The following is a 25,131-nucleotide window of genomic DNA, read 5'->3' on the forward strand; positions in this document are numbered from 1 at the left end:
CCGACTGCCAACCCACCTGAACAGCCGCATTGACGAGCTGCTTCCTCACAATTGGCGCCTGGCGCGCTGAAGATACTCTCACTCACAACGCAGTTCGACTGGCAAGGTGGTATCGCCGGACGCTTACAGCATAGCGACAACAATGCGTGGAATATTTCAGCTACGCGCCCATCTGGCCAAGCATAGTGAAGCGCAGGGGCTCGGGTAATGTCGGTTCCGCATCGGTGGCACCTTGTAGGTGGATGAGCTTCCAACTGCGATTTGTGCCCAATGTCGCCTCGAAAGAATGCGATCGGCGCATCGCACACATGACAGGCATCTTGCATGAGAACGCGATGGACATCGCATTCCGTATAAAAGGCTAGGCACCAGCGAGCGCGAAAGTACGGTACTGCATCGGTCGAGAGGCAAGCCGGGCAATACTGCATCCCATGACATTTCCGCGTTCGATGGTAAACACCGGCTGGAAGTAGCCAGCGCGTAGCTCCATACAGATTGATCTGCTCGAATACGAGGCTCTCGAACTTGTGTAGCGAGGTCGCCTCGATAGTGCTTTGAGGTATGCCAGAAAGTTCAGACAGCCCCGCCAGAAGCCAACTGGGCGCAAGTACGTCGATATTACGGTTCCAAACCTGCTTGTCTCGTCCAAAATAGCTCTGGCAAAAGCTATGCACCTTGAGGCCGTTGCCGTGCGCCAACCGAAGCATCCACGAAGACAACAGCTCGTCGGGACGGGGATGCGGATGGACGGGAAGCAACCACGCAACGGCTAACGCGACATCACACGCGCGCGACAGCCGCCCTCCGCTCTGCCGGCGGGACGTAACCGCATGAATCCAGCGCGCGGGCGTCAATCCGTTCCGTCTTCCGCTTGATCGCGTAAATCGCCGCAGCATTGAGCAGCTTAGATAGCTCGCCGATCGTACCGCCGGTCATGTGTAACAGACGAGACGCCATCGCTCGTTCCGTCAGATTCGATGGAAGTGCCAGCGGTATTACCCGCTCGAAACTTGAAAGTAATCTCGCATAGTCGGCGTTGAGCTCCCAGCGGGGCAGCACTGCGGGAGTAAAGCGGTTTTGTAGTTGAAGGTCCACCTGGACAGCGCGAACGGCATCTCCCGTTCCCACACCGACGAGCGGCACTCGCAACTCGTTACCAACGTACTTGAGAACGTTCAGAAAATTCCGCTGCTTCAGCAAGGGCCCCGCGAGAAGATGGTGAATCTCATCGATGACAATCATGCCAAGATCGACCTGCCGCAATATACCTATCGTCCGGTCTCGCTTTTGATCAGTCGATTCGGATGGACGTAGCCGCTGAAATAGGCGGCTAAGGATCGCGTTGTAAAAGCCTCGTTCATCTGGCCCTGGTGGTGCTTGCACGTAAAGGACCGGAATGCGTACCGCTTCACCGTTTGGGTTGGGATCGGCCGGATGCAATGCGAGGAAATGCTCAATCAACACCGTCTTTCCGTTGTTGGTCTCACCAACGAGGAGCATGTTCGGCATGCGCGCTTGGCGCGGATGCCGCAATAGCAGCTCAAGGTCATCGAGCACTTCCTGTGCTCGTGGGTAACCAATCCAACGAGGTTTCAGGATATGTTCGATGCGGTCCCCAAGAGGCAAGCACAGCTTTTCCGCTGCCTTGGGAGTCAGGTGCGTAAACTCGGCCGCGCTCATTCGGCCTCCAGGATGTCGTCAAAGGGACGAATACTGGTCCCTGGGTAGCTGTCCACTGCCTCCGCTTGAGGCTCTATGTTGCCAGCCATGCCCGAAGATTTGGCTTGCCTCCATTGCTTCCTGCGCTGTTCATTTCGCCGCGCCTGCTTTGCTGCTCGCGTCTTGCCTAGTGCGCCGTTCTCAATCTCGCGCATCTTTCGGATGCCCTCGAAGATCAAATCCTCGTTGGGCTGTAGAAAATCATCCTCCTCAATACGTTTAAGCGCGGCGCGCAACTCCCACAGACTTATTGCTGGTCGAGATGAATCCCGATAGGGGACCACTACGTAGCTGCGCGTTGTTGGATCCAGGAAGTAGACAACACTGATATCACGCGGGTCCCGCGCGAAAATGAACCGCCGCTTGAGCTTTGGATTGACCTCATCACGTGCGTGAATCCAGGGCCTGAGTACGTCGGCGTAATAGTGAATGTTGTCGATGAGCACGCCATACTCTTGAATCGTGCGCTCAACATAGGGAAGAAAATCCAAACGCAGCCTGTCCTCATCCGCAACGAGTGACGGAAGACCGATGCCCGGTCGGTCGGGCGTGCCGAGGATGGATTGCTCGAATAGCTTGATTGGCGGCACATTGCTGATGCCCTTATGCACCCGCTGGTGGTAGACCTCCACAACGAATGTGGTGAACCACCGCTCGAACTCGTCCAGCGTCATGCTCGCGGTGTCATCAGAGCCATAATCCCCGCGTTCTCCGACATTGGAGAACGTTGTACCTGAAACCGTGTGGGTCTTGCTCATGAACGTCCGGAAGGCCCGCTCGACATGTCCCCCATAGTTGGGCTGCCCCTTCGGGCGGTACTCAAGGATGATTCCATGCTCGTTACAAGCTCGCTCAAGCATGGAGCCGCGAAATTCCTTCGCGTTATCAACATGGATCTTCCTCATCCGTCCCCATATTGGCCAGGGTGTGCTTAGTTCGCATTTTGCGAGCCACATATCCTTCTTGAGGATCGCGCGCGCGATACAAAGCCCAGCTGAAAGAGCGCCCGGCGGGTCGAGCGTGACGTAAAACCCAGCGATCATTCGCGAGTAGACATCAATTGCGATCGTCAGATAGGGGCGACCGATCGGCAGCCTATGCGTATCGTCAACCAGAATCAAATCGACTGGTGTGTGGTCGATTTGCACCACAGCGAGCGGGAAATCTGCACCTGGGAACTCGCCTCTGATCGGTTGGAACCGCTCGCGCGCGGCCTTGTGGCCGAGTCGCTTAGACATGAGCAACTTCTCGGAAAGCAGGGCGATGCGATTGCGCACTGTGTTTGGATGGGGCTCGGGAAGATTCTGCTCCCGGCAGCGCCGCGCAACTTCAAGGCACGTTTCGCTAACAGGTCGCCGCTGTTTCGTGAGATGGAATGTGTTGATGACCTCGTCGATCAGCTTTTCGATCTCTGGCGCTAAACGCCGGCTACCCTTGTCTTGCCGCCCGCTGCGCAACAAGGCCGAAACTCGGCCTGTCTCCTCATATCGCTGGATCCACCGATAGATCGTAGCCGGGTTCCGGCCAGCCGCATCTGCCACTGCGCGGACTGCTTCCGCTGATCGGCTCGAACCAGCTTCGAGCAGTGGAAGGATCATCTCGTACCTCGTCCATGCCTCCCGCCAGTCCTCGTCCTCAACGAGCATCAGATCCTGGCGCACAAACGTCTGCTCGACTGCTGCAGGTACAAGCTCGCCAATCGGCGCGAGATTAGTCTCGCCAGTTGCTGCGTCGCGAACAACGGCCTGCCCTAGATTGGCCAGGTCCAGAACAATATGGTCTCGATTGTGCCAACGCACCGGCACACCTGGAATCAGTCGCCCACGTGCCGGCATGTAAGCCCCCCCTTCGTCCAGATGCGCGACCGCATGGTAATTGGCTCGGATAAATCACAGCCGATCTCAAAGTTTGCGATCAAGTTCCACAGGCTAGGCAGAGCTTCAGCACGCTTCCATACGTCTGGGAACAATGACGTGATCAACGCTTCTGGATCCGACTCGCGCAAATCCGCGAGCTTGTCCAGCATCCGCATTTTGTCGTTGACGCTACCCGGCGCCGCCAAATAACCCGCCAAGAACCGGACGTTGGCCAAATATGGCGTACGTATCTCGTTCTCGGTAAAAACTCGAAAATCCCACCCTCGCTCGGAGGCATAGCGCTTCGCAACCCTGAACTTCGTAAGCAACGGTCTCCAGTTCGCTCGGAAGTCTGCCCTGTACTTCACTTCACATAAAACGTGGCGCATATCCCTAGCCGGCTCGATGTCCCGCCGATACTCGATCAAGCCGTCCGGGGTGTATCTGGATCGGCGGCCATCGTGATCCAGATAGCGGATAGTCAAAGGCTGCGGGGAATAGGTGAGGATATTTTTGTCGAAGCGAATCAGCTCCATGAAGTCTCGCTCCAGGGATGATTCGTACTGCCCTAGATTGGGCACGGTGCCCGTCATGCAACGAGAACTCAGGCCAATGCGGCGGACGGGAGAGGGATTCTGGATGCTCATTCGCGTCTAACCATGTAAGGTTGGCCGATTCTCGCACTTAGCGTTGGAATTTACAGCGGTAATACGCCGAGGCCCGGCGAGATCTCGCTGGCACATCAAGGCGTTCTATTTTTGGACGAACTCCCCGAGTTCGAGCGCCGCGTCCTCGAAGTCCTGCGCGAGCCACTGGAAACCGGCCACATCACCATCTCGCGCGCTGCGCACCAGACCGACTTTCCTGCCAGCTTCCAGTTGATTGCCGCGATGAACCCTTGCCCGTGCGGCTATCGCGGCCATCCGCTACGCGCGTGCCGCTGCACGCCAGACCAGGTGGAGCGCTACCAGGCACGTATCTCCGGTCCGCTCCTCGATCGCATCGACGTGCAGATCGAAGTGCCAACGCCTTCGCAGGAAGAATTGCTGGATGGCCCGCCAGGCGAGCCGACCGCCGATGTGGCCGAGCGCGTATCGGCGGCGCATGCCCGGCAACTCGCGCGGCAAGGCAAACGCAACGCACTGCTGGCTGGCCACGAGATCGATCTGCACTGCGCCCGCACGGATGCTGCCGATGGCTTGCTGCGTCATGCCATGACGCGCTTCTCGTGGTCCGCCCGCGCCTATGCACGCGTGCTCAAGCTGGCCCGCACCATTGCTGACCTGACCGGCGACGCGCAGATCGATGCCGTGCACGTGGGCGAGGCGATCCAGTATCGGCGTGGGGTGAAGGCAGACTAGTTCTCGTCCGCGCGCTGCCCGTCGATCAACTTCGCCAACAGCTTTGCCAGTTGCCGCTGCTCGGCGTCTGTCAGCACCGATAGCACGGCGCGCTGGTTCTCGACATGCGCGCTGACCGCCTTGTCGATCAACGCAAACCCCGCCTTGGTAAGCGCGACCAGCGTGCCGCGGCCGTCTTCCGGGTTGGGCCGGCGCTCCACCCAGCCGGCCTGCTGCAGGCGATCGATGCGATTGGTCATGCCGCCCGACGACATCATCGCCGCGTCGTACAACGCGGTGGGCGTGAGCGCATAGGGCGCGCCGCCGCGGCGCAGGGTGGCGAGCACATCGAACTCGCCGGGCTGCAAACCGAATTCCGCAAAGAGCGGGTTCAGCCGTTCACGCGCGATGATGAGGGCCGCCTCGCCCAGGCGCCCGAGCAGCAGCATCGATCCAACATCCAGGTCTGGGCGTTCGCGATTCCATTGTTCGACGGCCTGTGCAGCGCGGTCCATTCTCCCTTCCTCCAGCGGTGGTTATCTTGACGTCAAGACAACTCGTTTTTATCTTGACGCCAAGATAGTGCGATACCGAGCGATACAACGCAAGCCAACCGTCACGGCCAACCCGGCTGACGCGTCTTGCAGGTATCCCCCCCGACCCTTGCTGGAGCCCAAGATGAGTCCCACCTCGATCACCGCAGACGATGCCTCGTGGCTGGATCTGTTTCGCGGTGCCAATGCGCTGCGCGTGCTGGTGCTGGCCGCTGGCGTGGCGTTGCACGCCATCAATCTCTACCTGACCACGACGATCCTGCCGAGCGTGGTCGACGACATCGGCGGCGTGGCCTTCTATGCCTGGAATACGACGCTGTTCATCGTCGCGTCGATCACCGGGGCGGCAGTTGCGGCGCAGGTGATCCAGCATGTTGGGCCGCGCGGCGCCTACCTGCTGGGCGCGGCGGTGTTTGGCGGCGGCTCGGCGCTGTGTGCGCTGGCGCCCACCATGCCGGTGCTGCTGGTGGGCCGCGTGCTGCAGGGGCTGGGCGGCGGCGTGCTGCTGTCGGCACCGTATGTGCTGATGCGCAGCGTGCTGCCCGAGCCGTTATGGCCGCGCGCGCTGGCGCTACTCTCGGGCATGTGGGGCATTGCGACGCTGCTCGGACCGGCGGTCGGCGGCATCTTTGCGCAGTACGCGACGTGGCGGCTGGCGTTCTGGTCGCTGGTCGTGCTGATCGCGTTGGCAGCTGCCGCTGCCGTGGTCGTACTGAAGCCGACGGCTACCCAGGCGGAACATCCGACGCCAGTGCCCGCGCGTCAACTCGTGCTCCTGGCGGTTGCCGTGGTGGCGGCGTCATGGGCCAGCGTCAGCGACACACCGTGGCTTGGCGCGCTTGGATTGATCGCAGCAGGCATCACGCTGCTGGCCATCCGCCGCGTGGAGATGCGTTCGTCGCGCCGCATCCTGCCCGCCGATGCATACACGGGCCGCACGGCGCTCGCCGCACTGTACGGCGTATCTGCGCTGCTGGCCGTGACGGTCACATGCACGGAGATCTTCGTGCCGCTGTTCTTGCAGCGGCTGCATGGACAGAGCCCGTTGATTGCGGGCTACATCGCGGCAACGGCCTCGGCCGGCTGGACGCTGGGTGCCATCCTGAGCGCGGCGTTGCGCGAGGCGTCGGTCACGCGCGTGATCCGCGTGGCGCCGTGGGCCTGCGCGGCGGGTCTGCTGGTACTGGCGTTTCTGGTGCCGATGGGCGCGGGCGATACGTGGGTGACCGCGCTGATCATCGTCGCGCTTACACTGGTGGGATTGGGCGTGGGCGTTGTGTGGCCGCACCTTGGCAACCGCATCATGACGGCGGCGCCGGCAGTAGATCATGACCGCGCCTCGGCGTCGATCGTGACGGTACAACTGGTGGCAACAGCCTTGGGGGCAGCGTTGGGCGGCGTGGTGCTCAACACGCTGGGAGCTGCCGGCCCGGCTCCAGATCTGGGCACCGCATCGCGCTGGCTGTTCCTGCTGTTTGCGGTAGCGCCCGTGGGCGCGTTGGTGATTGCGCGCGCTGGGCTCGGCACGCGGCCAGCCCAGCGGGCACGGTAGCCGTCAGGCCGTCTGACGCTTCACGAAGAACAGCGCGGCACCGATGCTCATCAGCATGCCGCCAAAGAAACGGCTCTGCCAGCGCAGCGCGCGCGGATTGCGGAACAGGCGCTGCGCACGCGAGGCCAGCAGCGCATAGCCGTGCATGACGATCAGGTCAACGAACACCATCGTTGCCGCCAGGATGCCGAGCTGCGACAGCAGCGGCTTGGCCGGATCGATGAACTGCGGCAGCACCGCCACCATGAATAGGATGCCCTTCGGGTTCGTCAGATTGGTCAGCAACCCGACCAGGAAGCGACGGCGCGCGCCGCTGCCGGAAACCTTCACCGGCTCACCCTCGGCGGGCTTGTTGATCTGGATAGGCGTGCGCCACTGCACGATGCCCAGATAGATCAGATACAGCGCGCCAACGATCTTGATGGCCGTAAAGGCATGCTCCGACGCGATCAGCAGCGCGCCCAGCCCAGCGCCCGCAATGAACAGGATCACCACGATGCCAAGCTCCAGCCCGGCAATCGTGACTGACGTACGGCGCACGCCATGGGTCAGCCCGTGACTCATGCACAGAATCGCGCCCGAGCCCGGCGAAATGGCGATCACCCAGGCGGCCAGAAAGAAGGCCAGCCAGACTTGCAACGTCATGATGGTTCCCCGTGATGTGATGAGGTGAGATGTCAATCGGAAGACGACGATTGTGCACCGGCTATGGCCGACGCGCTCGGCAGGGTCTGTTCCTATTCCGACATGGAACATGCGCACGCAAGGGGCAAATGGGCTGACCCGAACAAGGGCCAACCTGCATGTGGTCCATGTGGGAACAGACCCTAGTAGGGGTGGAAGCTGGCGAGGAACTGCTCGACCTGCTCCTGCTGCCGAGCATCTCGTGCAGCATCGCCAGATTCCAGCACGACCGCCTGATAGGCGTGCTTGCCGGTGGCGACCACGCGGGCAGTCAGGCGGCGTGGCGCGGGGTCATCGCCGCCGGCCCCCTGCGCAACCAGCTCCACGGCTGGCAGCGACAGCGGTGGTTGTGCGGCTGTCTTCACGGCGATGTCGTGCACGGCCACGTTGCCCTTGAGATTGGCCGACAGCCCCGCGCGCAGTGCATCCACCGCTTGCTGGCGCCAGACCGGATCATCTGCCGGCAACACCACCACGCCGATGGCGAACAGCGTGCCGTCAATGCTGGCGGCCTGCATCGTCATCGGCAGGCGCTGGCCGTTGATGACGATGGGGCGAGCCTCGGCGGTGGGCTTGGCGGGGTAGTCGACGGCGTAGGCCCCTTCGTCAGAGTGCACCGTGCGCCAGTCGTACTTGGGCGAGCACGCCATCAGCAGCACGCACGCTGCCACGCCTAAACCTATCCGCCAACCTGCCGTTGTTGTGACTGCCACGCCGCCTCCGTCTTGTTTTGTCGGGTCACCAGCGGCCTATTATCGGACAGAGACCGCCGCCTCATCCCCAAGGACAGCGCTATGCCTCCCCTGACTGCCACCCTGCGAGCCCTGCACGGCGACATCACGACGCTCGACTGCGATGCCATTGTCAACGCCGCCAACAGCTCGCTGCTGGGCGGCGGCGGTGTGGACGGCGCCATCCATCGCGCCGCCGGGCCGGAATTGCTGGAGGCGTGTCGCGCACTCCATGGCTGCCGCACCGGTGACGCCAAACTCACGCCGGGCTTCGGCCTGATCGCGCGTTACGTCATCCACACCGTCGGCCCGATCTGGCGCGGCGGGCGCCAGGACGAGGCGACGCTGCTGGCCGCCTGCTACCGCAGCAGCCTAGTGCTCGCCCGGCAGCATGGCGTACACACGATTGCGTTTCCGTGCATCAGCACGGGCGTATATGGCTTCCCGCCGCACCTGGCCGCGCCGATTGCCGTGCGCATGGCACGCGAGCACGGCATGGGCCTCGACGAAATCACCTTCTGCTGCTTCTCCGCGGCGGATCTGGTGCTTTACGAAACAGCGCTCGCCAGCGGAAAGTGACGCTGAAATCGCAATAGACAGAATGTCGCAGCCAGCCAGCGGGCCCGGCACGACGCGCCTACAATAGATGTTTATTCCCCATTTCCGGAGCCGTTGCCGATATGGCCTCGACCCTGACCTCCTCTGCCGCCGCACCCGCTGCCGCTTCCGGCCGCCGCTGGCTGCTGCCTGTCATCGTGCTGGTGCTGGCCGTTGCCGGTTGGTTCGGCTGGCGCGCGTTCTCGCCGTCGCAACACGTGCCGGCAGCCACCTTCACGCTGCTCGATGGACAGAAACTGTCCACGCAAGACTTGAAGGGCAAGGTCTACCTCGTCAACTTCTGGGCGACGAGCTGCACCACGTGCGTCAAGGAAATGCCCAACATGATCCAGACATACAACAAGTACAAGGGCCAAGGCCTAGAGTACGTGGCCGTGGCGATGAGCTATGACGCGCCGATGTACGTGATGAACTTCAGCCAGACGCGCCAGTTGCCCTTCAAGGTGGCGATGGATGCCGATGGCTCCGCCGCCAAGGCTTTCGGCGACGTGCAGCTCACCCCCACCACCTTCCTGGTCGACCGTGACGGCCGCATCCTCAAACGCTACGTTGGCGAGCCGGAGTGGAGTTCGTTCGATACGCTCCTGAAAGACACACTGGGCAAGCAGGCCTGAGCGCTTTCCCCTGCCATCAAAACGCCCGGTCGATGCCGGGCGTTTTTATTTGCGGCGCAGCGGGTTCCACACAAGGTTCACGCGGGCCTGCTGCAATGGCAGCCCAGAACGAACACCAAGAGGGCACAATCGCATGGCCAATCACTACTGCATGTTCAAGGGCAAGCTGAAATTTGGCGTGCCCTACCTCGATGGCTACAACGGCAATCCGCACTATGCGATCGTGGTGCAGGCGCCGGACGGCTCGGAGTTTGTCGTGCTCGCCAACGTGAAATCCGATTCGACCATGCCCGGTGCCGGTGAAGCCGGCTACCACGTGCTCTATCAGTGGACGCAGGACTTCAAGCTGCCGATGACAGCCGATCTGGCTGCGTTAGAACCGGGCCTGCATCAAGACGGCTTCCCGCGCATTGATTACGTGCGCGACACGGGCATGGTCGACTTCCCAAACATGCAGCCGATTGCGCTCGATACCGCGACCGAGCACAACGACATCAACGCGCTGGTCGACGGCACGCTCACGCTCGACCGCACCGCCACGCCAATCGACTACGTCTACCACGGCAGCTCCGGCGACGACGACCGCAAAGGCTGGCCGCCGCGCGCTGACGTGACCGTCTACGGCTTCGGCTACCTGTTCGAGCCGCAGCACAACGGTCTGCACGAAACGCACATGAACCAGGGCAACCCGGTCGTGCATCAGCCCGGCGTGAAAGACCATTCGCGCGAGAACGGCACGCAGCAGGACGGCGCCGTCATCGTGGAGATCGACGGTCAGTTCCAGGCGCTGTTCATTGCGTTCCAGACGCAGCGGGTTCCGACGGATGCGCGCGGGTATCCAGTGCCGGGGGCCAAGCCGATTCTTGGCTGAGCGCCCATGCAAAACGCCCGGTTGATGCCGGGCGTTCTGTTGAGCAGGCGTGGCGCGTCAGAGGCCGTAGCGCTTGATCTTGTCGTACAGCGTGGCGCGGCCTACCTGCAGGATGTCCGCCGCCTGGTGCACCGACCCGCCCGTGCGCGCCAGCGTCTCGGCAATCACCGTGCGCTCGTAGCGCTCGACACGCTCCTTGAGCGGCATGCCGTCTTCCGAAGCATCCGTCACCACCGGCGTGCGGCCAACGCCGAGCACGAGGCGGTCCGCCGCGTTGCGCAGCTCACGCACGTTGCCGGGCCAGCTCGACTGCATCAGTTCGTGGCGCTGGCGCTCGGCCAGCATCGGCAAGGGGCGCTGGTAGCGCACGGCAGCTTCGAGCAGGAAATGCTCGAACAGCGGAATGATGTCTTCGCGTCGTTCGCGCAGCGGGGGCAGGTCGATAGCGACCACATTGAGGCGGTAGTACAGGTCACGCCGGAAACCGCCCGCGTCGATCAGCGCTTCCATGTCGCCCTTCGCGGCCGCCACGATGCGCACGTCGATGCGTACCGATGCGTTCGAGCCCAGCCGCTCCAGCGCGCCCTCCTGCAGCACGCGCAGCAGCTTCACCTGCAGCGCGATCGGCATGCTCTCGATCTCGTCGAGGAACAGCGTGCCGCCCGAAGCGTGCTCCAGCTTGCCGATGCGCCGCTTGCCCGCGCCGGTGAAGGCGCCGGCTTCGTGGCCGAACATCTCGCTCTCGAAAATCTGCTCGGGCACCGCACCGCAGTTGAGCGCAATGAACGGCTTGTCATGGCGCGGCGACAGCATGTGCAAGCTGCGCGCGACCAACTCCTTGCCGGTGCCGGTCTCGCCGTTGATGAGCACGGGCGCATCGGTGGTCGCCACGTTTTCGATCAACGCACGCACCGCGCCCATCGCAGGCGAGCGCCCGATGATGCGCGTACCCGCCGCCGGCCCGGCCAGTTCGCGGCGCAGTGCTCGGTTTTCCAGCTCCAGCGCGCGGCGCTCGACGGCGCGGCGTACGGTCTCGGTCAGGCGCTCAGCAGGGAACGGCTTCTCGATGAAGTCGAACGCGCCATCGCGCATCGCCTGTACAGCCATGGTGATGTCGCCGTGGCCGGTCACGAGCACCACGGGAATCCCCGTGCCGAACGACTGGCAATGCGCGAGCACATCCAGGCCGCTGGCACCTGGCAGGCGCAGATCGCTCACCACCACGCCGGGGAAGTTGGCGTCGATCTTGCCAACGGCGTCTTCGGCGCTGCCGAACGCCTGCACGTTGAAGCCGGCCAGCTCCAGGCTCTGCGCGGTGGCCTGGCGCACAGGCGGGTCGTCTTCGATGAAGAGAACGTTCAAGCCTTCGGACATGGGTCGTATGCGTATGAGAAAGGGATCAAAGCGACAGGTCAGGAAGGAGTGGCCGAGGTCACCTCGGCGCGTACCAGTGTCAGCGTAAATTGCGCGCCGCCACCCGGTACATTGGCTGCCGAGAGCGAACCGCCGAAGTCGCGCGCGATGCTGGTGGAAATCGCCAGCCCCAGGCCCAGGCCCTGGCCGATCTCCTTGGTGGTGAAAAACGGCTCGAACAGGTGTGGCATGGCATCGGGCGGGATGCCGGCGCCATTGTCGCGCACCGCAATACTCAACTGGTTAGGTTGCGACGGTGCGCCTTCCGCGGGGCCGATGTCGATGTCGATGCGGCCTGGGTGCCCGGCTTCGCTGGTGCCGATGGCATCCAGCGCATTGCCGATCAGGTTGATGAGGACCTGCTCTAGCTTAAGCTCATCGGCACGGACGATGGCTTCGACTTCGGGGATACGCCAATGCAGTTCCAACCGCACGTTGCCCAGGCGCGGACGCAGCAGTGCCAGCGAGTGATCAAGGGCTACGCGCACCTGCACATCGCTGTGCTTGCGGCGCGAACGCCCCGCAAAGAGCTTGAGCTGCGCAGTGATCTTGCCCATGCGCTCGGTCAGGTCGGCAATCGCCCGCAGGTTATCCGTGGCCGCACCGTGCTGACCGCGTTCCAGCAGGATGCGCGTGTTGTCGGAGAAGGTGCGCAGTGCGGCCAGCGGCTGGTTGAGTTCGTGCGTGATGCCGGCCGCCATCTGGCCCAGCGCGGCGAGCTTGCTGGCCTGTACGAGTTCGTCCTGCGTGGCGCGTAGCTCGGCCTCGGCGCGCGTGCGGTCGACGATCTCGTGCTGAAGCTGCTCGTTGGTGGCCATCAGGTCTGCCGTGCGGTCTTCGACGCGGCGTTCGAGTTGGTCATACGCGGTCTCAAGCATCCTGCGGCTGCGCAGCATTTCCATCATGCGCAGACGACGCTGGCGCCAATAGAACAGCAGCAGGCACGCAAACGCAAAAGCAAACGCGGCGGCCACCGTGGCGCTGCGCGCGGCACTCATCACCGGATCGACGGGGGTGAGGTACATCAGCGTCCAGTCGGGCTCGACCAGATCGCGCGAAACCTGCAGGTAGCGTGTGGCATTGACCCGCTCGCCAATGCGCACCAGCTCGGCGCCCTCGGGCAAGCGCCCGGTCAAGCGCAGGAACGCGGGCGCCTCAGGCTGCAGCGGCAGCGGCGTGATCTGCTTGCGGTAATACTGGCGGGTGGATTCCAACTGCGCCTGCAGATGCGGCGTCAGGGGCTCGACCGTGCGGTACTGCCACGCCGGTACGGAGGACAGGAAGATCACGCCGTTTTCGTCGGCCACCATCACCGGCTCCGACGCGTCATGACTCGCGCGACCAAACCATTCGAGGTTGAGCTTAACCACCGTCACGCCAATCACGCGGCCGTCTTGCATGACGGGTTGCGAGATGTAGTAGCCCGGCTCTTCACGCGTGATGCCGATACCGTAGAAACGCCCGACGTGGCCCGCCGCTGCCTGCTGGAAGTACGGCCGGAATCGATATTCCGCGCCGACAAAGCTGTCAGGCTGGTTGTAGTTGGATGCCGCCATCGCCCGACCGCTGGGGGCAATCACGTACGTGGCGGTGGCATGCGCACGGTCATTGACCTCGCGCAGATAGCGATTGGCGCGATCGACATTGGCCAGCGTCGGGTTGGCCAGCAGATCGTGGATGAACGGATGCAGCGCCACCAGCGCAGGCAGGTATTCGTAGCGGTCGAGCGTGCTCTTGAGGTTGGCGGCGTAGCGGTCGACGCGCCCACCTGCCGCCTGTTGTGCCTGCGCGAGACCGCGGTTCCACGTCACCACAAAGGTGGTCGCGCACACCACGGTCATCAGCGCCACGAGCCCGACCGCCACCAGCCACCAGAACCCGCGTCGCGAGCCGGAGGCGCTGGTGAACGAGAAATCGGGATCGGACATCGGTTGGAGGTGGGCGGCGGGGGCAGACGGTGTTGCCGTGCCCTCCAAAGCCACACCATCCATTCGGGCCGTCGTGCGTGTCACGAGGCGCTCCAAATAAGAAGCGGGGCCGTCTGGAAGACAGGCCCCGCAATCATACGCTTTCAAGCGGCGGCGCCCGCAGGCGCCTGCCAGTGTTGCCCGATCAGGCTGCCGGGGCGGCCGGCACGCTTGCACCGCGCTTGCCCGACATCACCTGGGCCAGCTTGCTGCGATCCAGCTCGCGTTCCCATGCCGAGATCACCACGCAGGCCACACCGTTGCCGGTGATGTTGGTCAGCGCACGGCATTCGCTCATGAAGCGATCGATCCCCAGGATCAGCACCATGCCTGCCACCGGAATGTCGGGCACCACGGCCAGCGTTGCCGCCAGCGTGATGAAGCCCGCACCGGTGATGCCCGAAGCGCCCTTCGACGTCAGCATGGCAACGGCCAGGATGGTCAGCTGCTGCGTCCAGGTCAGCTCGATGTTCAGCGCCTGCGAGATGAAGATCACCGCCATCGTCATGTAGATGTTGGTGCCGTCCAGGTTGAACGAGTAACCCGTCGGAACCACCAAGCCCACCACCGACTTCGAGCAGCCCAGCTTCTCCATCTTCTCCATCAGGTGCGGCAGCGCCGATTCCGACGAGCTCGTGCCCAGCACGATCAGCAGCTCTTCCTTGATGTACGCGACAAAGCGGAAGATGTTGAAGCCAACCAGCCGCGCGATGATGCCCAGCACCACCACCACAAAGATGATGGCCGTCAGGTAGAACGTGCCGACCAGCTTGAGCAACGGCACCAGCGAGATCACGCCGTATTTGCCGATGGTGAAGGCCATGGCGCCGAACGCACCGATCGGGGCCACGCGCGTGATGACGTGCACGATGCGGAAGAACACGTGCGAGATCTGGTCGATGAAATCCGTGACCATCTGCGCGCGGTCACCCATGGCGGACAGCGCACCACCAAACAGCAGCGCGATCAGCAGGATCTGCAGGATGTCGCCCTTGGCGAAGGCATCCACCACCGTGCTCGGGATGATGTTCAGCAGGAAGTCGACCGTGCTGGCCGAGTGCGCCTTGGCGGCGTACTGCGCCACCGCCTTGGCGTCGATGGTGTTCACATCGACGTTGAAGCCCGCGCCCGGGTTGAAGATGTGGCCCGCAGCCAGACCGATGATCAGCGCGAAGGTGGAAACGACCTCGAAGTAGAGCAGCGCCTTGCCACCCACGCGGCCCACCTTCTTCATGTCGCGCATGCCGGCAATGCCGGAGACGACCGTGCAGAAGATGATCGGCCCGATCACCATCTTGATCAGTTGGATGAAGCCATCGCCCAGCGGCTTCATCTTCACGGCCAGCTCGGGCGAGTAATGGCCCAGCAGAACGCCGATGACGATGGCCGTCAGCACCTGTACGTACAGGATTTTGTAGAACGGTTTTTTCATGTCTTCCTCGAGTGTCACAGACCGGCCGTGCGCTCAACTGCTCGCCCGGTCCGACCCGCCCTGGTGTGGTCTCTCTCCTGCCTCGCACCGCCGACGCATCCGGCGTTTCCTGCGGCAGGGCGTTCTTTATTGCAAGGGCTATGCCAGTGTTGATTTTGTTGACCGACAACCCGCCAGCCCTTGTGCCACCTAGTATCAGCTTGGTGTGCCTACGATGGCACCCGCCCCACCCGTCGTCAATCCCGGAATCCGCGCACACGGGCGTCCAGACATCCGGAAAACGTGTTGCGACGCAGCATCGCGCAGCGACATCACGGGGAATGCCCGCCTTGGCGGCCGTATAATGCCGGGTCGTTACGCAAATCCACACTGTGTGCGCGGCGCGTGGAAACCCTCCACACCGGCTCCGCGCACTGTCACCCAGCCCGCCGAGCCCGACCTGTCCGCCCATGAGCAGCCACTACCAGCACCACGTTTTCTTCTGCCTGAATGAACGCGAGGACGGCTCGCGCTGCTGCGCCGACTTTGGCGCCAAGACCATGCAGGAATACGCCAAGAAGCGCTGCAAGGAGCTCGGCATCAACGGCGAAGGCCGTGTGCGCATCAACAAGGCCGGCTGCCTCGACCGCTGCGAACTCGGCCCGGTGATGGTGGTCTACCCCGAGGCCGTCTGGTACACCTTCGTTGACAAAGAGGACATCGACGAGATCATCCAGAGCCACCTGATTGAAGGCAAACCGGTCGAACGCCTGATGGTCGACCGGCCAGCCACCGCCTGAGCCGCTTGAGCCTTACCGCATCCGCATTTCCATGAACGTGCATACCGAAGAACGCCTGATCGCCGGCCCTGTTGGGCAGATCGACCTGTCGATCGACCTGCCCGATGCGACCACGGGCGCACCCCGTGGCCTGGCGCTGGTTGGCCATCCGCACCCGCTGTTTGGCGGCACCAAGGACAACAAGGTCGCGCAGACATTGGCACGCACCTTCGTCGGCTTGGGCTATGCGACGGTGCGCCTGAACTTTCGCGGTGTGGGCAAGACCGAAGGCACGCACGACAACGGCATCGGCGAGCAGGACGACGTGCTGGCCGTGCTCGACTGGATGCGTACGCAAACCGGATGGTCGGCCGATGTGCCCACGCTGCCGCTGGCACTCGGCGGCTTTTCGTTCGGCAGCTTCGTGATCTCGCAGGTGGCACGTCGCCTAGCCGAGGCCGGCACGCCTGCCGAGCGCCTGGCGCTGGTCGGCACCGCCACCTCGCGCTGGGACGTGGCACCCGTGCCCGCCGACACCATCGTCATCCACGGCGAGCAGGACGACACCGTGCCCCTTGTCGACGTACTCAACTGGGCGCGCCCGCAGGAATTGCCAGTCATCGTCATCCCGGGCGCGGACCATTTCTTCCACCGCAAGCTGCACCTGATCAAGCAGCTCATTACCGGCGCCTGGGCGCCACGGCCCTAACCCCTTTGTTTTTCCGGATGCCGCGCCTCCCCCCTGCGCGGCATCGTTGAACTTCAAGCAGACCGCAGGACCCGCCATGCAGACCCGTTTCACCGCTTCCGTCTTCTCTTCCGCCGCTGCCACCGTTGTTGCTGCAGCCTCGCTCGTCACAGCGTTGCCGGCCGCGGCGCAGTCCGTGCCCGCCCCGCAAGTCGCGGCCCGCTCGTGGATGCTGACTGACGTGACCAGCGGCCAGGTGCTCGCTGGCGCCAACATGGACGAGCGCATCGAGCCCGCCTCGCTCACCAAGCTGATGACGGCCTACCTGGTGTTCGAGGCCGTGCGCGACGGCAAGCTCAAGTACGACCAGATGGTCACGCCCACCGAGACCGTGCGCAGCGTCAAGACGGATGAATCACGCATGTTCCTGCAGCCGGGCAAGCCCGTGTCGGTACGCGACATGACGCAGGGCCTGATCGTGCAATCGGGCAACGACGCCGCGCTGGTGCTCGCCGAGGCCGTGGGCGGCACGGAGACCAACTTCGTGATGCTGATGAACCGCGAAGCGCAGCGCCTGGGCATGAAGAACACGCACTTCGCCAACGCCGCCGGCCTGCCTGATCCGAACCACTACTCCACGGCACGTGATCTTTCGATCCTGACGGCAGCGCTGATCAAGGATTTCCCGCAGGACTACAAGTTCTATTCGCAGAAGGATTTCACCTATAACAACATCAAGCAGCCCAACCGCAACCGCCTGCTGTGGCTCGACCCGACCGTTGACGGCGGCAAGACGGGTCACACCAAGTCGGCCGGTTACTGCCTGGTCACGTCGGCCAACCGGCCGCTGCCGGATGTGCCGGGTGCAAACCGCCGCCTGCTGTCGGTCATCGTCGGCACCAAGAGCGACGCCATCCGCACACAGGAAAGCCTGAAGGTCCTGAACTACGGCTACCAGTTCTTCGACACGGTGCGCCTGTACCAGGCCCAGCAGCCGCTGCAGACGCCAGACGTGTACAAGGGCCAGGCCAAGACCGTGAAGCTGGGCGTGGCCGAAGACAAGTGGATCACCGTGCCCAAGGGCGCAGGTGCCCGCCTGAAGCCGGTGCTTGAGCGCCGCGACCCGCTGATCGCCCCGATCACGCAGGGCCAGCAGCTCGGCACGGTCAAGGTGATGGATGGCTCGACCGTGGTATCGGAGTTCCCGGTGGTGGCGCTGGAAGCCGTGCCGGAAGCCGGCTTTGTGGGCCGCACGATCGACTCGGTCAAGCTGTGGTTTAAAAAGAAGTAATCGACCCCATTTACTTCGACATGACCTCTTCGCACACACCCCCGCCGGGCCACATCCCGCCCGAGCAATCGCTGATCGAGTATCCGAGCGACTTCCCCATCAAGGTGATGGGGGCGATGCAGGATGATTTTGCCGAGACGATCGTACAGCTGGTTCAGCAGCACGATCCGGAGTTCCATGCCGGTCGCCTGGAAATGCGCCCGTCGTCGAGCGGCAATTACCTCGGCCTGACCGTCATCGTGCGCGCCACCAGCCGCGAGCAGCTCGATGCGCTGTACCAGGCGCTGACCAGCCACCCGATGGTCAAGATCGTGCTGTAAGACACCTCGCGCGCCAAGCAAAACGCCCCGGTCATGCCGGGGCGTTTGCATTTGCGACATGTGCGAAGCCGGTCAGGCGTCACCCTTTGGCGACGTGACCCAGGCAGACGGTGTTGTCGTCCATCAACCGCTCCAGCTTGAGCTTGAATGCGGCAATCTCGGGCAGCAGCCACGCACGGAACGCCTGCATCTTGGGCGTTTGCAGCGCGCTGTGGGGGCAGACGAAGTAGTAGTTCCATGGGCACGGCGTCGTCGTCTCGAACAGGCGCACCACGCGGCCCGCAAGCAACTCGTTGAAGGCCAGCGTCGGGCGGATCAGCGCAATGCCCTGCCCGGCCGCCGCGGCCTGCAGCAGCAGCGATGAATCCTGGAACATCAGCCCGCCGCGCGGCTCGACAAACCCCTCCATGCCAGCGGCCTCGAACCAGGGCGTCCAGTCCTCCCCCTCGCTGCGCAGCAGGGTCATGCCCGCCATTTCGGACAGCGTGCGTGGCAAGCGGCCACCGTTGTACGACGGGCTGCAGATCGGGAAGAACACGTCGTCGAGCAGCTTCTCCACATACAGGCCCGGATAGTTGCCCGAGCCCATGCGCAAGGCCACATCCACCTCTTCGCGCCCGAAATCGACCAGCGCAGGGCTGGAGAACAGCTCCACCTCCAGCTCCGGATGACGCTCGATGAAGGTGCCGATATGCGGCGTCAGCCAGCGCGCCGCAAACGACGGCATGGTGCTGATGGCCAGGCGGTTGTCGCGGTTGCCGGCGCGCAGTTGATGCGTGGCCTGGGCGATCTGGTCGAGCGCCTCGCGCACGCGATCGGCATAGACACGGCCCGCATGCGTGAGCGTGACACGCTTGCCGCGCCGCTCGAAGAGTGGCACACCCAGCTCCTCCTCCAGGGTGCGCATCTGATGGCTGACCGCACCGTGCGTGACGAACAACTCCGTCGCTGCACGCGAAAAGCTCTCATAGCGGGCTGCCGCCTCGAACACGCGCAGCGCGCCCAGTGGCGGTAGGCGCATCGGTTCGCGGATCTCCGTCATATTCCCTCCGGATTCTTGTTGTGCCGCTTCTGGCCTCTATGTGAGCTGCACTATCAAAGACAGCAATATATATCGTTTTGTACTAGGCAACCAAACACCTAGACTACTTCCACGGCAGCCCCCGCCTCGATGCCGTGAAGGAGCCGATCATGAAAGCTGTACTAACAAAAATTGTATTCACTCTCCAACCCGGTGAAGTGGTGGCACTGCGTATGCCAGCGAACCAGAACCTGCGCGTTGAAGAGGCCCATGGCCGTGACGTATGGGTCACGCATGAGAACAAAGCCGGCGATGAATGGCTGCATGCCGGCGGTAGCGTCGCTGTAAAGCGTGGTGAAGAAATTGTCGTCTCGGTGGACCCGAAAGCCGCCGGTCCGGTGTCGCTGGCCGTGGAAGCGCTGGACGGCCACATGCCGCGCAAGCCGTGGCACGTGACGGACGGCTGGCGCCATACGCTCGCAGCACTCGGCTGGAACGAGCACGCCGAAACGCCGATCGTGGCCGCCTGAATGGACCACCTGAGCACGCCAAACCTGTTTTAGCCTCCTTTCGCGGCGTATGCCGTGAAAGCCCGATGCCGGCGCGATGCCTCCCATCGCGCCGGCATCGTTTTTTGGGGCCAACCCTGCAAGAGAGTTGGACAAAGGCACCCGGCACCATCGGCGGCCCTGCGATACACTCGCGAGCATGATTCCGATTGACATCGTCGAACGCGGCTTGCAGGACTACGCCGCGTGCTTCGACGAAATGCAGACCTTCACCGCCAACCGCAACAAACCCGGCGGTCCCGACACCCCCGACACGATCTGGCTGGTCGAACACCCGCCGGTGTTCACGCTTGGGTTGGCGGGCGATCCAGCACATCTGTTGGCCCCCGGCAACATCCCGTTGGTAAAAGTCGACCGTGGCGGACAGATCACCTATCACGGCCCCGGCCAAGTCGTTGCCTACCTCTTGCTGGATCTGCGCCGTCGCGGGCTGTTCGTGAAGGCGCTGGTCGACGCCATCGAGGCCGCCGTTATCGAGACGCTCGCCACGTATAATGTCGCCTCCGAACGCAAGGCTGGCGCCCCCGGCATCTACCTGTCGAGCGGGCCGCATCAAGGTGCGAAGATCGCCGCGCTGGGGCTGAAGATCCGCAACGGCTGCAGCTACCACGGCGTGAGCCTGAACTTGGCGATGGACCTGTTGCCCTTCACGCAGATCAACCCGTGTGGCTATGCCGGCCTGGAAACCGTCGATATGGTGACCGCTGGTGCCCACGATGCGTCCGGGCGCACGGTCGATGCAAGCGACTGGCAACCCGTTTCCCGCGTACTGGCCAATGCGCTGGTCGCCCAATTGCAGCAACGCGCGCAAGCGCAACCCGCCGAGGTCGCTACCGCGTAGTGATTGGCAAGCAGGACCTGACCCAAGCGTGTGTCACAAGCGCACGCGGAGAACACGATGACCGATTCCGCCACCGGCGCCGCTGAAAGCGCCGTCACCTCCGTCCCGTCGAACAAACCTTACGACGCCACGGCCAAGCAGAAGTCACTCGACAAGACTGCGCGCATCCCCATCAAGATCGTGCCGGCCGAGAAGCTCAAGAAGCCGGACTGGATTCGCGTCAAGGCCGCCACCGGCAATTCGCGCTTCTACGAAATCAAGGACATCCTGCGCGCCAACAATCTGGTGACGGTGTGCGAAGAGGCAAGCTGCCCGAACATCGGCGAATGCTTTGGCAAGGGCACGGCCACGTTCATGATCATGGGCGACAAGTGCACGCGCCGCTGCCCGTTCTGCGACGTAGGCCACGGCCGCCCGGACCCGCTGGATGTGAACGAGCCGGAAAACCTGGCCAAGACCATCGCCCAGCTCAAGCTCAACTACGTCGTCATCACCAGCGTCGACCGCGACGACCTGCGTGACGGCGGTGCCCAGCATTACGTCGATTGCATCTCGCGTACGCGCGCACTGTCGCCGGCCACGCGCATTGAGGTGCTGGTGCCGGACTTCCGTGGCCGCCTGGAGAAGGCGCTGGATATCCTCCAGGAATGCCCGCCGGACGTAATGAACCACAACCTCGAAACCGTGCCGCGTTTGTACAAGCAGGCGCGCCCGGGCGCGGACTACGCGCACTCGCTCAAGCTGCTGAAGGACTTCAAGGCCCGCAACCCGAACGTGCCGACCAAGTCCGGCCTGATGGTCGGCCTGGGTGAAACGGATGAGGAAATCCTGGAAGTCATGCGCGACATGCGCGAGCACGACATCGACATGCTGACCATCGGCCAGTACCTGGCTCCGTCGGGCCACCACCTGCCGGTGCTGCGCTACGTGCACCCGGACACCTTCAAGATGTTCGAGGAGAAGGCCTACGAAATGGGCTTCACGCACGCCGCCGTGGGCGCCATGGTGCGCAGCTCGTACCATGCCGATCAGCAGGCGCACGAAGCCGGCGTGGTCTGATCGCCAGCCAGAAACGCGGCACAAACAAAAAGGGCCTTGGGGTTGAACCCAAGGCCCTTTTGCTTTGGTGCAGTTCGATTAGACGTTCGAAGCAGCGTCCTTCGGATACGAAGCATCGCCGTTCCACGACAGGTAACCGTAGGTGTCAGCCTGACGGTCAGCACCTTGCGTGTACGGGTCGAACTTGGCTGCAGCGCCATCCGTGTACGGATCAGCCTTGGCGATTGCACCATCGGTGTACGGGTCAGCCTTGCCGACGGCACCTTGGGTGTACGGGTCAAAGCGATCGCCCTTCCACGACAGGTAGCCGTAGGTGTCAGCCTGACGATCGGCGCCTTGCGTATAGACATCGTACTTGGCGGCAGCGCCCTGGGTGTACGGATCAGCCTTGGCGACAGCACCTTGCGTGTACGGATCGGCGCCGGTTTGCACAGCGGCGGCAGCCGGTTGGGCCGACAGCAGTGCAGCGGAAGCGGACACGGTGGCCACCAGGGCCAGCAGAGCATTACGGGAAAAGCGGGTTGCGAGACGGGTGTTCATGATTGGCTCCTTGTGTGCCTAGGTATTCGGTTGCGCTCAGTTCGTTGCGCTTGAGATCAGAATAGATCGTTGCCTCTCATGAATAAATAACCATATCAAGAAAAGACTGTTCTTCATACATCAACAATTAATATGTGAACAAGACGGCACATACGTCGCGCCAAACCTAGGGCTGACATGGGATAACGGCGTGCTGCCGCGCAGCGTTTTCTGTGGCTGGTCGCCTGATTGGTCAACGATGCCTTGGCACAGAACCGCACCAAGGAGCGTGCACTGCCCTTGGCGCTGGCGCAGCATCGCGCACCCAGCGCCTCCACGCTGAACCAATTCAGACCGTCACAACGATCTTGCCGAACTGCTGGTTGGATTCCAGATAGCGGTGGGCCTCGACGATCTGCTCCAGCGGAAACACACGGTCGATCACCGGCTTGAGCGCGCCAGAGGCCAGTCCATCGAGGATGAACTGCTTGGCAGCGGCCAGCTTGGCGGGGTCCCGCACCACCAGCTTGTACTGATAGCCCTGCACCGTCAGTTGCTTGCCCAGCACCGGGAACAGCGGGAACACGGTCGCCCCCGCGCTCAGTGCGCCGTACTCGATCAGGATGCCGTCTTCCGCCAACGCCTCGGCCAGTTGCTGCAGAACCGGGCCGGCGATCGGGTCGAAGGCCACGCGCGCGCCCTTGCCTTGCGTGATGTCCGTCACGCGGGTAACCAGATCCTCTTCATTGGTGACGATCACGTGGTCGGCGCCCGCCTCGCGCAACGCCCGCGCCTTGTCGCTGGTGCGCGTGCTGGCAATGGCAGTGGCGCCCACCATGCGCGCCACTTGGATCGCCGCCAGCCCGACGCTGCTCGACGCGGCGGTGATGATGACCACGTCACCGCGCTTGAGCTTGGCGATGTCGATCAGCGCACCCCATACGGTCACGTACTGCATCCATAGCGCTGCGGCCTCGGTCCAGCCCAGCGAGGCCGGGTGCTTGACCACCACCTCCGCCGGCACGGTGGCCACTTCGCCATACATGCCCCAGCGGGTGATCGACAGCGGCGGTACCACGCTCACTGCATCGCCAATTGCAAAGCCCGTCACCCCCGCGCCGATGGCGCTGACGATGCCGGCTGCCTCATAGCCGAGTCGGGCCGGAAACACCGGCGCCTCGACGTATTGCCCCGAGCGGAACATTGATTCGGCCCGGTTCAGGCCGAGTGCCTTGACCTGCAGGGTGATTTCGCCCGGCCCCGGCGGCGCGACTTCGATGTCGTCAAAGCGCAGCACTTCCGGGCCGCCGTTTTCGTGAATGCGTACAACGCGCGCCATGTTGGCTCTCCGTTAAAGAATCGAGCCCTGACTATAATTAGCGTCAATTCGGAGATAAATCTCGACTCTGATCCATCTATTGAAACGATTGGTTTGTAATCATGGATCGACTCACCAGCATGGCGGTCTTTGTCAAAGCCGCCGAAACAGGTTCGTTTGCCTCGGCCGGCATAGCGCTGGGGCTGTCTTCGCAACTGGTGGGCAAGCACGTGCGCTTTCTGGAGGCGCACTACGGCATGCGTCTGATCAACCGCACCACGCGCCGCCAGAGCCTGACCGAAGCCGGCCGCGCGTTCTACGAGCGCAGCCGCGCCGTGCTGGCGGAGTCCGAAGCGGTCGATGCGCTGGCCGCCAATCTGCAAGCCGAGCCACGTGGCACGCTGCGTATCAACGCGCCCATCAGCTTTGGCGTGCATTGTCTGGTGCCGATGCTGGCGTCGTATCTGCGCACCTATCCCGAAGTGCAGGTCGACCTGACGCTGTCCGATCGTATTGCCGATGTGGTGGACGAAGGCTATGACGCGGTGATCCGCATCGCGCCGCTGGCCGATTCCGGACTGATCGCCCGGGCACTGATGCCGTACCGGTTGGTGGTGTGTGCCTCGCCCGCGTACCTGGCCACACATGGCACGCCACAGCACCCGAACGAACTTGCGGAGCACGAATGCCTGGGCTTTGCCTACTGGGCGCTGCCCACCGCGCTCGACTGGCAGTTCACCGATGCACACGGACAGGAGCACGCCGTGCGCGTGAAGAGCCGCTTCTCGATCAACAACGGGGCCGGGCTGCGGATGGCGGCGCTCGAAGGGCTGGGCATCATCCTGCAGCCCGTGGAGTTGGTGCAGGAAGACCTCGCCCGCGGCAAGCTGGTCCAACTGCTGACGGAATACGAACCGCCGTCTCGGCCGATCCACCTGCTCTACTCGCCCGACCGGCGGCCCACGCCCAAGCTGCGCAGCTTCATCGATGCCGTGATCGCTGCATTCGGCAAATAGCGCAGGCGAAAAAAAACCGCGCTCGAAAGCGCGGTCCTGGCAAAACAACACGAACCTACTGCTGCGCGGGCTGCCCCGGGCGCGGTGCCCCAGGGGCTTCCGCCACTGGCCGCCCTGCCTGCTTGTTCCGCCACCAGCCCATCAGCGTCAACGCAAGCCAGAAGAATTGCGTCAGGAACGACGACAGGTTGAACGAACCCATCAGCGAAATCAGGATGCAGATCGGCCCGATCATGTTGAGCCGGACGGCAAATGCACTGGTTGGCGATTTATGTAAGACCTGCACGCCGAAGTGCGCAGAAACATAAGCGGCGACGCCGACCAGACCGACAACGTCGGTAAAACCCAGGGAGGCCATGGTGTGTTGCTCTCAGAGCGAA

At 63.2% G+C, this 25,131-nt stretch carries 26 protein-coding genes and 1 pseudogene; 13 read left to right on the forward strand and 14 right to left on the reverse strand.

The window, feature by feature from the left end; translation table 11 throughout:
• From JHD73_RS29710 to JHD73_RS03780, 4 genes are all read right to left on the reverse strand, one after another.
• Positions 1 to 896, reverse strand: an 896-nt coding sequence (locus tag JHD73_RS29710; RefSeq protein WP_368735494.1) for a TniQ family protein, incomplete at its 3' end; no start/stop codon positions are given.
• Positions 781 to 1,680 (reverse strand): TniB family NTP-binding protein, encoded by a 900-nt coding sequence (locus JHD73_RS03770; RefSeq protein ID WP_199027913.1) that lies wholly within the window; start codon positions 1,678 to 1,680, stop codon positions 781 to 783. The genes JHD73_RS29710 and JHD73_RS03770, both read right to left, overlap by 116 nt.
• Entirely contained in the window at positions 1,677 to 3,554 is a 1,878-nt protein-coding gene (locus tag JHD73_RS03775; protein WP_199027915.1) for a Mu transposase C-terminal domain-containing protein, read from the reverse strand. The genes JHD73_RS03770 and JHD73_RS03775 overlap by 4 nt, the downstream gene beginning before the upstream one ends.
• Positions 3,533 to 4,222 carry a TnsA endonuclease N-terminal domain-containing protein gene (locus tag JHD73_RS03780; RefSeq protein WP_199027917.1) on the reverse strand — a complete coding sequence of 230 codons (690 nt, stop codon included), beginning with the start codon at positions 4,220 to 4,222 and terminating at the stop codon, positions 3,533 to 3,535. The genes JHD73_RS03775 and JHD73_RS03780 overlap by 22 nt, the downstream gene beginning before the upstream one ends.
• A gap of 57 nt (positions 4,223 to 4,279) precedes the next feature.
• Here JHD73_RS03780 and JHD73_RS03785 point away from each other — a divergent pair.
• Positions 4,280 to 4,936: pseudogene (locus JHD73_RS03785) on the forward strand (ATP-binding protein); the annotation flags it as partial.
• Here the strand turns inward: JHD73_RS03785 and JHD73_RS03790 are convergent.
• Complete coding sequence (locus JHD73_RS03790) at positions 4,933 to 5,430, reverse strand: MarR family winged helix-turn-helix transcriptional regulator (protein ID WP_199027919.1); 498 nt, start codon at positions 5,428 to 5,430, stop codon at positions 4,933 to 4,935. The pseudogene JHD73_RS03785 and the gene JHD73_RS03790 sit on opposite strands and share 4 nt — an antisense overlap.
• A 163-nt stretch (positions 5,431 to 5,593) precedes the next feature.
• On the opposite strand from JHD73_RS03790, the gene JHD73_RS03795 reads away from it, so the two are divergent.
• A complete protein-coding gene (locus tag JHD73_RS03795; RefSeq protein WP_199027921.1) occupies positions 5,594 to 7,021 on the forward strand; it encodes an MFS transporter in 1,428 nt (475 codons plus the stop codon).
• A gap of 3 nt (positions 7,022 to 7,024) precedes the next feature.
• On the opposite strand, the gene JHD73_RS03800 is transcribed toward JHD73_RS03795, so the two are convergent.
• Together JHD73_RS03800 and JHD73_RS03805 are read right to left on the reverse strand one after the other, a co-directional pair.
• The gene (locus JHD73_RS03800; protein WP_199027923.1) at positions 7,025 to 7,666 is read right to left on the reverse strand and encodes a LysE family transporter; all 642 of its coding nucleotides are present in this window, start codon (positions 7,664 to 7,666) and stop codon (positions 7,025 to 7,027) included.
• A 182-nt stretch (positions 7,667 to 7,848) separates the two neighbouring features.
• On the reverse strand, positions 7,849 to 8,418 hold the full coding sequence (locus JHD73_RS03805) for a hypothetical protein (protein WP_199027925.1): 570 nt from the start codon (positions 8,416 to 8,418) through the stop codon (positions 7,849 to 7,851).
• 81 nt (positions 8,419 to 8,499) lie between these two features.
• Here JHD73_RS03805 and JHD73_RS03810 point away from each other — a divergent pair, with 81 nt between their 5' ends.
• From JHD73_RS03810 to JHD73_RS03820, 3 genes are all read left to right on the forward strand, one after another.
• A complete protein-coding gene (locus JHD73_RS03810) occupies positions 8,500 to 9,015 on the forward strand; it encodes an O-acetyl-ADP-ribose deacetylase (protein ID WP_199027927.1) in 516 nt (171 codons plus the stop codon).
• A 101-nt stretch (positions 9,016 to 9,116) separates the two neighbouring features.
• Complete coding sequence (locus JHD73_RS03815) at positions 9,117 to 9,668, forward strand: TlpA disulfide reductase family protein (RefSeq protein ID WP_199027929.1); 552 nt, start codon at positions 9,117 to 9,119, stop codon at positions 9,666 to 9,668.
• Positions 9,669 to 9,801: 133 nt separating this feature from the next.
• Entirely contained in the window at positions 9,802 to 10,539 is a 738-nt protein-coding gene (locus JHD73_RS03820) for a DUF2278 family protein (protein WP_199027931.1), read from the forward strand.
• 57 nt (positions 10,540 to 10,596) lie between these two features.
• On the opposite strand, the gene JHD73_RS03825 is transcribed toward JHD73_RS03820, so the two are convergent.
• The 3 genes from JHD73_RS03825 to JHD73_RS03835 form a co-directional block, all read right to left on the reverse strand.
• Positions 10,597 to 11,913 carry a sigma-54 dependent transcriptional regulator gene (locus JHD73_RS03825; protein ID WP_199027933.1) on the reverse strand — a complete coding sequence of 439 codons (1,317 nt, stop codon included), beginning with the start codon at positions 11,911 to 11,913 and terminating at the stop codon, positions 10,597 to 10,599.
• Positions 11,914 to 11,951: 38 nt separating this feature from the next.
• The gene (locus JHD73_RS03830) at positions 11,952 to 13,943 is read right to left on the reverse strand and encodes a sensor histidine kinase (protein ID WP_199028020.1); all 1,992 of its coding nucleotides are present in this window, start codon (positions 13,941 to 13,943) and stop codon (positions 11,952 to 11,954) included.
• Between the two features lie 121 nt (positions 13,944 to 14,064).
• Entirely contained in the window at positions 14,065 to 15,351 is a 1,287-nt protein-coding gene (locus tag JHD73_RS03835) for a dicarboxylate/amino acid:cation symporter (protein ID WP_199027936.1), read from the reverse strand.
• 449 nt (positions 15,352 to 15,800) lie between these two features.
• On the opposite strand from JHD73_RS03835, the gene JHD73_RS03840 reads away from it, so the two are divergent.
• The 4 genes from JHD73_RS03840 (at position 15,801) to JHD73_RS03855 (ending at position 18,408) form a co-directional block, all read left to right on the forward strand.
• Positions 15,801 to 16,130, forward strand: coding sequence for a ferredoxin (locus JHD73_RS03840; RefSeq protein ID WP_199027938.1), 330 nt, complete (start codon positions 15,801 to 15,803; stop codon positions 16,128 to 16,130).
• Positions 16,131 to 16,161: 31 nt separating this feature from the next.
• Positions 16,162 to 16,818, forward strand: coding sequence for an alpha/beta hydrolase (locus JHD73_RS03845; RefSeq protein ID WP_199027940.1), 657 nt, complete (start codon positions 16,162 to 16,164; stop codon positions 16,816 to 16,818).
• A 76-nt stretch (positions 16,819 to 16,894) separates the two neighbouring features.
• Positions 16,895 to 18,088 carry a D-alanyl-D-alanine carboxypeptidase family protein gene (locus tag JHD73_RS03850; protein ID WP_199027942.1) on the forward strand — a complete coding sequence of 398 codons (1,194 nt, stop codon included), beginning with the start codon at positions 16,895 to 16,897 and terminating at the stop codon, positions 18,086 to 18,088.
• A gap of 20 nt (positions 18,089 to 18,108) precedes the next feature.
• Positions 18,109 to 18,408: a YbeD family protein gene (locus JHD73_RS03855; RefSeq protein ID WP_199027944.1), complete on the forward strand. Its 300-nt coding sequence runs from the start codon at positions 18,109 to 18,111 to the stop codon at positions 18,406 to 18,408.
• 79 nt (positions 18,409 to 18,487) lie between these two features.
• Here the strand turns inward: JHD73_RS03855 and JHD73_RS03860 are convergent, their stop codons facing one another.
• The gene (locus JHD73_RS03860; RefSeq protein WP_199027946.1) at positions 18,488 to 19,450 is read right to left on the reverse strand and encodes a transcriptional regulator GcvA; all 963 of its coding nucleotides are present in this window, start codon (positions 19,448 to 19,450) and stop codon (positions 18,488 to 18,490) included.
• Between the two features lie 149 nt (positions 19,451 to 19,599).
• On the opposite strand from JHD73_RS03860, the gene JHD73_RS03865 reads away from it, so the two are divergent.
• The 3 genes from JHD73_RS03865 (at position 19,600) to lipA (ending at position 21,898) form a co-directional block, all read left to right on the forward strand.
• Positions 19,600 to 19,959, forward strand: a complete 360-nt coding sequence (locus JHD73_RS03865) for a DUF2917 domain-containing protein (protein WP_199027948.1) — start codon at positions 19,600 to 19,602, stop codon at positions 19,957 to 19,959.
• A 178-nt stretch (positions 19,960 to 20,137) separates the two neighbouring features.
• Complete coding sequence (gene lipB / locus JHD73_RS03870; protein WP_199027950.1) at positions 20,138 to 20,839, forward strand: lipoyl(octanoyl) transferase LipB; 702 nt, start codon at positions 20,138 to 20,140, stop codon at positions 20,837 to 20,839.
• A 57-nt stretch (positions 20,840 to 20,896) separates the two neighbouring features.
• Entirely contained in the window at positions 20,897 to 21,898 is a 1,002-nt protein-coding gene (lipA, locus tag JHD73_RS03875; RefSeq protein WP_199027952.1) for a lipoyl synthase, read from the forward strand.
• A gap of 78 nt (positions 21,899 to 21,976) precedes the next feature.
• Here the strand turns inward: lipA and JHD73_RS03880 are convergent, their stop codons facing one another.
• Positions 21,977 to 22,438 carry a hypothetical protein gene (locus JHD73_RS03880; protein ID WP_199027954.1) on the reverse strand — a complete coding sequence of 154 codons (462 nt, stop codon included), beginning with the start codon at positions 22,436 to 22,438 and terminating at the stop codon, positions 21,977 to 21,979.
• A gap of 328 nt (positions 22,439 to 22,766) precedes the next feature.
• Positions 22,767 to 23,756: a zinc-dependent alcohol dehydrogenase family protein gene (locus JHD73_RS03885; protein WP_199027956.1), complete on the reverse strand. Its 990-nt coding sequence runs from the start codon at positions 23,754 to 23,756 to the stop codon at positions 22,767 to 22,769.
• A gap of 101 nt (positions 23,757 to 23,857) precedes the next feature.
• Between JHD73_RS03885 and JHD73_RS03890 the strand changes: the two genes are divergently transcribed.
• Positions 23,858 to 24,751, forward strand: coding sequence for a LysR family transcriptional regulator (locus JHD73_RS03890; RefSeq protein WP_199027958.1), 894 nt, complete (start codon positions 23,858 to 23,860; stop codon positions 24,749 to 24,751).
• Positions 24,752 to 24,806: 55 nt separating this feature from the next.
• Here the strand turns inward: JHD73_RS03890 and JHD73_RS03895 are convergent, their stop codons facing one another.
• Positions 24,807 to 25,109, reverse strand: a complete 303-nt coding sequence (locus tag JHD73_RS03895) for a hypothetical protein (protein WP_021196288.1) — start codon at positions 25,107 to 25,109, stop codon at positions 24,807 to 24,809.
• Between the last annotated feature and the right edge of the window lie 22 nt (positions 25,110 to 25,131).

The sequence above is a fragment of the Ralstonia sp. ASV6 genome (assembly GCF_016429285.1).
GTDB lineage: Bacteria > Pseudomonadota > Gammaproteobacteria > Burkholderiales > Burkholderiaceae > Ralstonia > Ralstonia flaminis.

Excerpts from the sequence above, each read along its gene's own strand:
- JHD73_RS03820 (WP_199027931.1), top strand. The coding sequence starts at position 9,802 with ATGGCCAATCACTACTGCATGTTCAAGGGCAAGCTGAAATTTGGCGTG.
- JHD73_RS03835 (WP_199027936.1), bottom strand. The coding sequence starts at position 15,351 with ATGAAAAAACCGTTCTACAAAATCCTGTACGTACAGGTGCTGACGGCC.
- JHD73_RS03850 (WP_199027942.1), top strand. The coding sequence starts at position 16,895 with ATGCAGACCCGTTTCACCGCTTCCGTCTTCTCTTCCGCCGCTGCCACC.
- JHD73_RS03775 (WP_199027915.1), bottom strand. The coding sequence starts at position 3,554 with ATGCCGGCACGTGGGCGACTGATTCCAGGTGTGCCGGTGCGTTGGCAC.
- JHD73_RS03845 (WP_199027940.1), top strand. The coding sequence starts at position 16,162 with ATGAACGTGCATACCGAAGAACGCCTGATCGCCGGCCCTGTTGGGCAG.
- JHD73_RS03855 (WP_199027944.1), top strand. The coding sequence starts at position 18,109 with ATGACCTCTTCGCACACACCCCCGCCGGGCCACATCCCGCCCGAGCAA.
- JHD73_RS03895 (WP_021196288.1), bottom strand. The coding sequence starts at position 25,109 with ATGGCCTCCCTGGGTTTTACCGACGTTGTCGGTCTGGTCGGCGTCGCC.
- lipA (WP_199027952.1), top strand. The coding sequence starts at position 20,897 with ATGACCGATTCCGCCACCGGCGCCGCTGAAAGCGCCGTCACCTCCGTC.
- JHD73_RS03840 (WP_199027938.1), top strand. The coding sequence starts at position 15,801 with ATGAGCAGCCACTACCAGCACCACGTTTTCTTCTGCCTGAATGAACGC.
- JHD73_RS03830 (WP_199028020.1), bottom strand. The coding sequence starts at position 13,943 with ATGGATGGTGTGGCTTTGGAGGGCACGGCAACACCGTCTGCCCCCGCC.
- JHD73_RS03890 (WP_199027958.1), top strand. The coding sequence starts at position 23,858 with ATGGATCGACTCACCAGCATGGCGGTCTTTGTCAAAGCCGCCGAAACA.
- JHD73_RS03795 (WP_199027921.1), top strand. The coding sequence starts at position 5,594 with ATGAGTCCCACCTCGATCACCGCAGACGATGCCTCGTGGCTGGATCTG.
- JHD73_RS03770 (WP_199027913.1), bottom strand. The coding sequence starts at position 1,680 with ATGAGCGCGGCCGAGTTTACGCACCTGACTCCCAAGGCAGCGGAAAAG.
- lipB (WP_199027950.1), top strand. The coding sequence starts at position 20,138 with ATGATTCCGATTGACATCGTCGAACGCGGCTTGCAGGACTACGCCGCG.
- JHD73_RS03800 (WP_199027923.1), bottom strand. The coding sequence starts at position 7,666 with ATGACGTTGCAAGTCTGGCTGGCCTTCTTTCTGGCCGCCTGGGTGATC.
- JHD73_RS03810 (WP_199027927.1), top strand. The coding sequence starts at position 8,500 with ATGCCTCCCCTGACTGCCACCCTGCGAGCCCTGCACGGCGACATCACG.
- JHD73_RS03790 (WP_199027919.1), bottom strand. The coding sequence starts at position 5,430 with ATGGACCGCGCTGCACAGGCCGTCGAACAATGGAATCGCGAACGCCCA.
- JHD73_RS03825 (WP_199027933.1), bottom strand. The coding sequence starts at position 11,913 with ATGTCCGAAGGCTTGAACGTTCTCTTCATCGAAGACGACCCGCCTGTG.
- JHD73_RS03780 (WP_199027917.1), bottom strand. The coding sequence starts at position 4,222 with ATGAGCATCCAGAATCCCTCTCCCGTCCGCCGCATTGGCCTGAGTTCT.
- JHD73_RS03865 (WP_199027948.1), top strand. The coding sequence starts at position 19,600 with ATGAAAGCTGTACTAACAAAAATTGTATTCACTCTCCAACCCGGTGAA.
- JHD73_RS03885 (WP_199027956.1), bottom strand. The coding sequence starts at position 23,756 with ATGGCGCGCGTTGTACGCATTCACGAAAACGGCGGCCCGGAAGTGCTG.
- JHD73_RS03860 (WP_199027946.1), bottom strand. The coding sequence starts at position 19,450 with ATGACGGAGATCCGCGAACCGATGCGCCTACCGCCACTGGGCGCGCTG.
- JHD73_RS03815 (WP_199027929.1), top strand. The coding sequence starts at position 9,117 with ATGGCCTCGACCCTGACCTCCTCTGCCGCCGCACCCGCTGCCGCTTCC.
- JHD73_RS03880 (WP_199027954.1), bottom strand. The coding sequence starts at position 22,438 with ATGAACACCCGTCTCGCAACCCGCTTTTCCCGTAATGCTCTGCTGGCC.